The sequence below is a fragment of the Prevotella sp. HMSC073D09 genome (assembly GCF_001814145.1).
Classification (GTDB): domain Bacteria; phylum Bacteroidota; class Bacteroidia; order Bacteroidales; family Bacteroidaceae; genus Prevotella; species Prevotella conceptionensis.
Genome location: NZ_KV815118.1, coordinates 24,321 through 33,845 on the forward strand (window position 1 = coordinate 24,321; position 9,525 = coordinate 33,845).

General features: G+C 49.5%; 4 protein-coding genes. 3 read left to right on the forward strand and 1 reads right to left on the reverse strand.

The window, feature by feature from the left end; translation table 11 throughout:
* The first annotated feature begins 552 nt into the window (after positions 1-552).
* From HMPREF2955_RS10285 to HMPREF2955_RS10295, 3 genes are all read left to right on the forward strand, one after another.
* Complete coding sequence (locus tag HMPREF2955_RS10285) at positions 553-3,063, forward strand: TonB-dependent receptor (protein ID WP_070723297.1); 2,511 nt, start codon at positions 553-555, stop codon at positions 3,061-3,063.
* Between the two features lie 335 nt (positions 3,064-3,398).
* A complete protein-coding gene (locus HMPREF2955_RS10290; protein ID WP_070723298.1) occupies positions 3,399-3,929 on the forward strand; it encodes an RNA polymerase sigma-70 factor in 531 nt (176 codons plus the stop codon).
* A gap of 184 nt (positions 3,930-4,113) precedes the next feature.
* Entirely contained in the window at positions 4,114-7,881 is a 3,768-nt protein-coding gene (locus HMPREF2955_RS10295; protein ID WP_210401308.1) for an endo-beta-N-acetylglucosaminidase, read from the forward strand.
* Positions 7,882-9,163: 1,282 nt separating this feature from the next.
* On the opposite strand, the gene HMPREF2955_RS16615 is transcribed toward HMPREF2955_RS10295, so the two are convergent.
* Positions 9,164-9,525, reverse strand: a 362-nt coding sequence (locus HMPREF2955_RS16615) for a hypothetical protein (protein WP_210401309.1), incomplete at its 5' end; no start/stop codon positions are given.

Sequence of the window (9,525 nt, forward strand, 5' to 3'; positions counted from 1 at the left end):
CACCAAAACGCACTGCAATTAGCACCAAAACGCGTTGCGTTTAGCGGCATATTGCAGAAGACATAGCAGTAAACACCTAGAAAACGGGTGCAAATGGCAGTTCCTTGTCATAAATATTCATTTTGCAGCATCCACAGGTTGGCCCTTAGTCGCATCAAAACAAACCTCCGCGAGAATCGATTTTTTGCGACCGAGTGAGCAGTTGGTGGATAAAAATGGCACTCTTTGTGTTAAATTTTCTGCTGAAAAGTGGACAAAACAAAATAAATCCGCGAGAGATAAAGCAGTTGACGAGTTACCCAATAAACCTTTAACAATCGAGCAATACACAAAGCATACCACTCCCCTCTCCCCTTGGAGAGGGGCAGGGGGTGAGGCTTTCTTTTCCCCACTTCTAGGTATTGCGCACATCACAACAAAGCCGTAACTTTGCATTAACAAATCTAAAGGCGAGCTCTAAAACTTTTCGAGGAACGATAAGAACCCCGAAAGGGCGAATTGCGTGCTATGCGGAAGGTTTACAGAACATGCCTTTTTTAAAGTGAATGTAAAATGAAAAAGAAAAGAACAGTAAGAAAACAATTCTTTAAACTGGTGTTCGCACTCTGCGCAACATTCGCCCTAAGCATCCCCATTGGCATGCGGGCAGAAAACGAAGTGAAAGAAAAAACCGATGCCAACATAAAAGGCAGCGTGGTAGACAGCAAAACACAGCAACCCCTATCGCACGCTAGCGTGCTGGTGGTTGGCACGGTGATAACCACCACCACCGATGCCGAAGGGCATTACGCGCTGAACAACCTGCCCTTGGGAAAAGTGAAAATAGAGGTGCGCTCTGCGGGTTACCGCGCACTTAGGCAAGAGGTTACCACCGAAAGGAACTATACCACGGAGCAGAACTTTGAGCTAACGCCCGACGAAATTGCGCTAGACGAGGTGGTTGTTTCGGCCAATCGCAGCCTAACGCTTAGGCGCGAGTCGCCCGTTATCGTGAATGTTCTGGACACGAAGTTGTTCGAGTCTACCCATTCAACCACATTGGCACAAGGACTTAACTTCCAACCGGGCGTGCGAACCGAAGACAACTGCACCAATTGCGGCTTTTCGCAGGTGCGCATCAACGGACTCGACGGCCACTACTCGCAGATATTGGTAGACTCGCGCCCCGTGTTTACCGCCCTACAAGGCGTTTACGGGCTCGAACAGATACCCGCCAACATGGTAGAACGTGTGGAAATTGTTCGCGGTGGCGGCTCGGCACTCTTCGGTGCATCGGCCATTGGCGGCACCATCAACATCATTACCAAGGAGCCTAGCGAAAATTCGGCCGAGCTGGCACACACCATCACGGGCGCAACAACTGGCTCTACCGCCTTCGACAACAACACAACGGGCAACGTTTCGGTTGTTACAACCAACGGCAGAGCAGGCTTTTACCTCTATGCGCAAAGCAGACACCGCTCGGCTTACGACCGCGATGGCGACGGTTACACCGACTTGCCCACGCTAGACAATAAAACGTTGGGGCTTAGCACCTTCCTTCGGCTCACCGACTACTCGAAAGTAACCCTGAAATATCATGGGTTGAAAGAGTTTCGCCGTGGCGGCAACAACCTTTTCTTGCCGCCCCACGAGGCCAACATTGCCGAACAAATAGAGCATACCATCAACGGCGGCAGCTTGGCTTACGACCTTTTCAACCCCAATGGCAAGGGACATTTCAGCGCATACGCCTCGTTTCAAAACGTAGACCGCAAAAGCTATTACGGCGGATTGGGCGAACTGGCTAGCGCAGCCGAGGGGCAGAAGGCCCTGAACGAGGCCTACAAGCTGGGCCTTAGCCTAGACATGAGCGAGGAAGACGCGGCAAAACTGCCCGACGACCAACAAGAAATTTTAGCCAACGCGCAGGCTTACGACAAAGCACAAAGGGCGTATAACGTTACACACAACATCAACTACATTGCCGGAGCGCAGTATGTGCACAACTTCGACCGACTGTTGTTTATGCCAGCCGACCTTACCGTGGGTGCCGAATACAGCTTCGACCGCATAAAAGACCGCTCGTTGGGCTACAACAGCCTGCTCGAACAGCGCGTGCGCATCAGTAGTGCCTTCGTGCAAAACGAGTGGAAAAATGCCCATTGGGGGCTGTTGTTGGGCGGACGACTAGACAAGCACAACCTTATTTCGCACCTGATATTCAGTCCGCGCGTGAACCTGCGCTACAATCCCACGCCCAACACCAACTTCCGCCTTACATACGCTGGTGGGTTTAGGGCTCCGCAAGCCTTCGACGAAGACCTGCACACCAAGATTTCTGACGGCGACCGCGTGAAGATTGCCCTCGCCAAGGACCTGAAAGAAGAGCGTTCGCACAGTTTCAGTGCATCGGCCGACCTCTATAAAAGCTTCGGAACGGTGCAAACCAACCTGCTTATCGAGGGTTTCTACACCCGTCTGAACAACATGTTTGCCACGCGCAAGCTGGCCGACGACGTCGTAATTGATGGCGCACGTGTGGAAGAACGCTACAACTCTAACGGCGCAACGGTGTTTGGGCTGAACCTCGAAGGCAAGGCATCGCTTACTTCTTGGGCGCAATTGCAGGCTGGATTTACGTGGCAAAACAGCCGTTATCGCACGGCCGAAGAATGGGACGACGATGCTGCCGACGAGTTTAAAACCACCAAACGCCTGCTGCGCACGCCCGACACCTATGGCTATTTCACGCTGAACGTGCGCCCTACGATAGATTTCAACGTGTCGCTCTCGGGCGTTTACACGGGTAGAATGTACGTTGGACACCCCAAGGGCGGCAGCGAACGCACCAAAGACTTCTCCATCATCGAGCATACGCCCTCGTTCCTCACGCTGAACTTGAAACTGGCGTACGACTTCTACCTTCACAACCAAGTGAAGTTGCAGGCTAGCGCAGGCGTTCAGAATCTGCTGGATGCCTACCAGAAAGACCTGGACAAAGGCCCTTCGCGAGCCTCCGACTACGTTTACGGCCCCACACAACCACGTAGCCTTTTCCTCGGAGTGAAGATTTCGTACTAAAACACCTTGCCCCCAACCGCCTCGTTAAGTGGTTGGGGGCAAATTGTTTAAAGGCAAAAGCAGGTGTATCAACCACACACCAACACGCCAAACTAGCCTAACAAAACCACGAAAAACAACAGGTAACAGCCTAAACCCTTTCTCCAACGCCTGTGCTTACCTAATCTTGTTTTGCAAAAAAGTCTTATAAACTTGCGCTGGTTCGTTAAATAATGCGTATATTTGCAGAGAACTATTAGCACAGGCACGAAAAGCCGTTGCAACAAACTAGCTAAAAAACGCAACAAAAGGCTATAACCGATGGGCAAACCCCATTAAACCGCACCTACCCAAACATGACAGAAAAGGAGTTCCGAACATACTTTCGCGACTTATACCCACAGCTAGCGCAATATGCCACACGCCTGCTGGGTACTGTTGATGTAGACGATGTGCTACAAGGGGCGTTCTTGGAGTTGTGGAACAGGCGTAACGACATCTCTACGGCTGCCCATGTGCGTGCATTCACCTACCGAACGGTGTACACGCAATCGCTTAACGTGCTAAAACATCGTGCAGTGGTGAACCGATATTCGGCCGCCGTTATTGATATGGAAAGCAAAACGGCAGCTTTACTCTCGCCCGATGCATGCGATGTGGCCTTTAACATGGCCTGCAAAGAACTAAGCCACAAGCTTACCACCGCCATCGAGCAATTGCCGCCCAAAAGCAAGGAGGCTTTTACGCTTAGCTATCTGCACGACATGAAGAACAAAGACATTGCCCAAGAGATGGGCATCTCGGTGCGAACGGTGGATGCACACATCTACAACGCGCTGAGAACACTGCGAACAAAACTGAAACTAACCGACCTTAACACCGACTGAGAGAAGGAAGCATCGACGTACCACGAAGACATGCCCACGGGCCGGCTTAGCCCCGAACTACATTGATGCTTAAAAACCAAATACAAAAACAACCGTCCTCGCAAAGGAACATCCCCTAAACATCTAAAACGACAACACTATTGCGGGGAAACTCCCCAACAAAGTATTTATAAAACTATAAACAATGAAAAGAAAATCTACATTGATGGCCTTGGCGCTGTCGGCAATAGCCGTCACAGCCCAAGCGCAACGAACGCCATCACATCCGTTAGACATCGCGACGGCCGACGAAACCCAGTGGATTAACAGCTTCATGAGCTGGGAACCTGGGAAAACAATCGGCAACGCATCGCGCATTGACGACGAGTTTTTCATCTCGCGCGTAAAGCCTAGAAAGCGTATTGGCGCAGAACAAGGCGATTATACCGTAGATGCTACGGTAGACAGCAAGCGCAAGATGTGCTTGTGGGTTCCACTCGACGACCCAACGAGTACCTGGAAGGCCTTTCCGCGCTACTGTTTCGAAGGAGACAACTTCAGTCTGTGGAGCTATCTCGACATCCACGGCAACTGGACGGCACCTTGGGTAAGGTGTTCGGCAGGCCTATCCGACGTAGCTGCCAAGAACGGCGTAAAGGTGGGCACTCTGATGTCCATTCCCTGGGATGTACACATCAACATCAACTGGGGAACAAGCGGCCACGCAGCAACGCTAAAAATGCTTACCGAATCGAGCTATGGCAAGTATAAGTATGCCGAAAAGCTGGTACAATACATGAAGTACTACGGAATTAACGGCATTGGCGTTAACTCGGAGTTCAAGTCCGACCGTAGTTCAATGACTCGCCTCATCAATTTCTTCGCAGCTTGTCACGAAGAAGGAAAGAAACAAGACTGGGAATTCCAAGTATATTGGTACGATGGCACCAGCTCTTCTGGCAGAATTCACTTCGATGGAGGCCTTGATAGCCACAACGAAGAGATGTTTGGTACGGGCGAAAAGCCTGTTGTAGACATGCTCTTCTTTAATTATAACTGGAACAAAGACCAACTCAACAACTCCGCCAGCAAGGCAAAGAGTATGAACAGAAGCAGTTACGACATCTATGCAGGTTTCGACATTCAAAAGAATGGAATGAGACTGTCTGGCGGAGACCGTTCTTGGCGCGCACTTTCTGAAACAAAGGCATCGGTTGGTTTCTGGGGTGCGCACAGTCAAAGTCTGTTGCACCAGAGTGCAACCGACGACGGAACCTCAGACATCGCCATACAAAAGGCTTACCTTTTAAAGCAAGAGCTATGTTTCAGCGGCGGACATCGCAACCCGGCTTATCGCCCCGAATTCACCGACAACTGCAACCTCTCCAACGCTTCTCTGCAACGTTTCCACGGACTTTCTTCGTTGCTAACGGCCAAGAGTACCATCACCAGCGTACCCTTCGTGTCCAGATTTAACCTGGGCAACGGCTTGAAGTTCTACAACCAAGGCGAAGTTACCTTCGACCACAAGTGGCATAACATCAACACACAAGACATTATGCCCACGTGGCGCTGGTGGATTACCAACGCAGAAGACAAGGTAGACGCCGCCTCTTACCCCTCATTGATTAAGGCCGACCTCATTTTCGACGAGGCTTACTTTGGCGGTTCGTGCCTTAGCCTGCACGGACAAACGGCCGCATCGCACGTTAAGCTGTTCAAAACCATGCTCGACGTAACAGCCGACAATACGCTTAGCATCACCTACAAGCTTACCGAGGGCAACAAAACCCACGCCAAGCTGTTCATCGCACTGAAAGGCGAAACCAACAAGTATAAGGAAGTGGCCATACCCGATGCACCAAAGGCAGGACAATGGAACACCTTCACCGCTAAAATGTCCGACTTTGGCATTACGGCCAACGCCACTGTGGCCATGATTGGTATCAAAGTAGAAGGAACAACCCACAACTACAACATGCTGGTGGGCGAAATGGCCGTGCGCAATCCCCAACAAGCCTTCAACACCAAGAAACCTACCGTGGGCGAACTGCAAGTTCTTAGAGGCCGTTACAATGCCTTCGACTTCAAGATGCGCTATTACAGCGACGACGGAACGGGCGCAAAGAAAACCTACAACGACGAAGTTGACACCTGGTACTACGAAATTTACATTCAACCGAAAGGTGGAAAAGAGCAATTGCTCACCGCTACCACATCGTGGGCGGCATACGTTGTAGACGCTCCTGTGCCTTCCGACAAGGCAAACCGCCAGGTAAGAATGGGCGTTAGAGCCATTTCGCCCGACGGACTTAACCATTCGGACATTGCTTGGAGCGCATGGACCGACATTCCTTACGACCAACCTTTGCACACCGCCAAGCTTAGCAAGGCCGTTATCAAGCCCGGAGAAGAGTTTACGCTCAGCCTAGAAGACCTTATCGAAGAGCCCGCACAAAAGTGGGAAGTTATCAGGCCTAGCGATAAGCGAGTTCTTTTCAGCGCAGAGAACGTAACGAGCTGCAACCTCAAACTAGATGAGGTTGGCGTGTACGACGTTAGATTGGTAGACAACACAGGCCAAGAGCATCTCAACCGCGGCTTTATTCAGGTTTCGCCCGAAAGCACTGGTGCCGTGCCACATATCGAAAGCATTACGCCCAGCAAACAACAAATCAAAGCCGGCGAAGAAGTGAAGTACAGCTTTACTGGCAAGAAAGGCGACGGCAAAGTGTCCAGAGGTCTAATCATCAGCGACCCCAACATGTTCCGCATGCCTGCCGACTTGCAGCAAGGCACAACCTATTCGTACGCACTTTGGTTCAAAGCCGAGTCTTTCAGACACGACAAACAAGGAACAAACCTCATTAACAAGAATACCATCAAGGATAGTTGGCCCCACAACAACTGGGGAGACCTATGGGTAACCATCCGTCCGCAATGGAAAAACCACGCAGCTAACGAGGTTTCATTCAACACGATGGGCTGGAAAGACCACGATGATCCCAAAGCAGACATGATGTCAACAGGCTATCAAGTTGTACCTGGCGTGTGGACCCACATCGTTGTAACACAAGATGGCGGCAGGCAGTGCATGTACTTCAACGGTAAGGAAGTGGCTAACGCTTTCTTCGGCGCATCTACTCGCCGAGAAAACAAAAGCGACAACCGTATACGCAGCTATGAGCTTGCCGACATATTCATCGGTGGCGGCAATGTATACAAGGCCGGCTTTAACGGAGTGATAGACGAAGTGCAAGTATGGGACAAGTTCCTATCTGCCGAAGAAGTGAAACAATGTATGAATGGTTACAGCAAAGGCAATGTGCCCGCTAACTTGCGTGGATACTACACCTTTGAAGAGAAAACTGCCGATGGCAAGTACGCCAACTGGGGTAGTGCCGGCGAACAATACAAGGGCGATGTTGTGGCCATTGCACAAGGTGGTGGCGAGAAAACGGACAACGCTTTCTACGATCCACGCGAAAACAACAACAATGTTTTGGGCTATCCCGGCATCTCTGGTACGCTAGAAGTGAAGACACAAGCCACCTGGACGCTTGACGGAGCAAACGTAATTGATAAGGGCGACGTGGCTACTGTTACCTACGCCGCTGCCGGCAAGTACGCTGCAACGCTGAAACTGACCAACCTCTGGGGCGAAGACACCAAAACCGTAACCGACATCGTTGAGGTAACGGGCACAACCAATGGTGTTAATGCCGTCGAGGCTGCCGACTTCGCCCTATATCCCAACCCCTTCGTTGAAAGTGTGAACCTACGCTTTGCCGAAGGTGGCGAATATGCCATACAGGTTACGGCCGTTAACGGTGCCGTTATGCAGAACACCAAGGCAACGGCCAATGCTGGCGACGTGGTTAACGTGGCCATCACTGGTGCCAAGGGGCTTTACATCGTTCGCGTGATGAAGAACGGAAAGCTGTATAAAGCAGTAAAAGTGGTTAAAGAATAAGCTACAAGGCTGATTCAGGAAATCACCTTAACACTTGCCCGATGCCGCAGTTCAATGCTCGGCATCGGGCTTGTTCTTTATTATTACAGCAAGATGAGGTGTTTGTAAACCAAAGATATAGTCGAAAATATTGGTCTTGGAACGACACATCCCTTTATTAGGACACGGTCACTTGGAGAACATGACACGTTCTCTTGAAAATCAGACGATGTTACCTTGAATAACATCTTAAGCTAGCAGCTGCCCCCTCACCAACTAACGCAAAGCGGTTGGCGCTCAAAACTACGCACCACAAAACCATGTTGTGCATTCGCTATATCGTGAAATATAGATAGGAAATCAATGTTGCAACAATGGCACACAAGCACATTCGCATTCTAACAAGCTAATACGAACAGACCAAACGCTACGTGGTAGAAGGTTGTTGTGCCATGTTAGGCAGGATAGGCAGCTAAACGCCCACAACCCAGCCCTACAAACGTACCAACCGCCACGCGCAAGTTTACCGCACCAACATTTGTTCGATAAAGACATCCACCACCAGATTGTCTTACCCACGACCAGACAACCCATTGCAAATTCAATTCTGCCCAACTGTTATAGTCAAACAGAATTAGATTTGGAAAGCCATAGTTGCATCGTAAGCAAACAAAAGTCCTCCTTTTCCTCTGCGTAAGGTTACATTGATGCCATGCAACGCACGTCTTGCACTCTTCTAACAACTATTTCCCAAATGAAATTTTGTTTCACTATAATTCAGTGTCTTTATTTTACAAAACAATTAAAAACGTCACCCCATTCTAGCGAAAATAAAGCACGCAAACCATGCAAATTGCCACAATTTTCATCCTTACACCTTTTATTTTTACGCCAAATTTAAGACCATTACCTGCATTTTGCACCATTTAGCCTTTCTATTTTGGGTGCTAGCTCGTATTTTGGGGGAGCCAACAACCCGCTTTTAACCCCCAAAAACCTACTTTTTAGCGGTTATTTTGTCCCTTTTTGCCATGTTTTTAATGGTTCGAAGAGGTTTTGTTTATACCATCCCCATGAATATTTATGCTTTTTGCCTTGCATTTAGCGGCAAAACGCACTGCATTTAGCACCATTTCACCTTGCGTTTAGCACCATTTTACCTTGCATTTAGCACCAAAACGCAGTGCGTTTAGCAGCATATTGCAGTACATTTAGCGGCAAATAGCCCAAAATTCGGTGAAAATGGCGTTTCCATTAAATAAATATTCATTATGTCAGTATTCACAATCAACCCCTTTTTGCCTCAAAACCAACCTTCGCGAGAATCGATTTTTTGCGCAAGATAGGCGATTGGCGGAAAAAATCGCAGCCATAATGTTAAAACTTTTGCTGAAAAGTGGACAAAAAAATTGATTAGAAGACGAATGAACAAGTTGACCAGTTCACAAGTTGACCAGTTCACAAGTTGACCAGTAGATGAGTTGACCAGTAGATGAGTTGACCAGTAACAAGCGTTCAACAAGCAAAGCATTTCACTCCCCTCTCCCCTTGGAGAGGGGCTGGGGGTGGGCTGGTTGGGGCTGGGGGTGAGGCTGGCAGATAACAAGTTAACTAATAACAAACGTGCAACACACAAGGCATACCACTCCCCTCTCCCCTTGGAGA

Excerpts from the sequence above, each read along its gene's own strand:
- HMPREF2955_RS10290 (WP_070723298.1), top strand. The coding sequence starts at position 3,399 with ATGACAGAAAAGGAGTTCCGAACATACTTTCGCGACTTATACCCACAG.
- HMPREF2955_RS10295 (WP_210401308.1), top strand. The coding sequence starts at position 4,114 with ATGAAAAGAAAATCTACATTGATGGCCTTGGCGCTGTCGGCAATAGCC.
- HMPREF2955_RS10285 (WP_070723297.1), top strand. The coding sequence starts at position 553 with ATGAAAAAGAAAAGAACAGTAAGAAAACAATTCTTTAAACTGGTGTTC.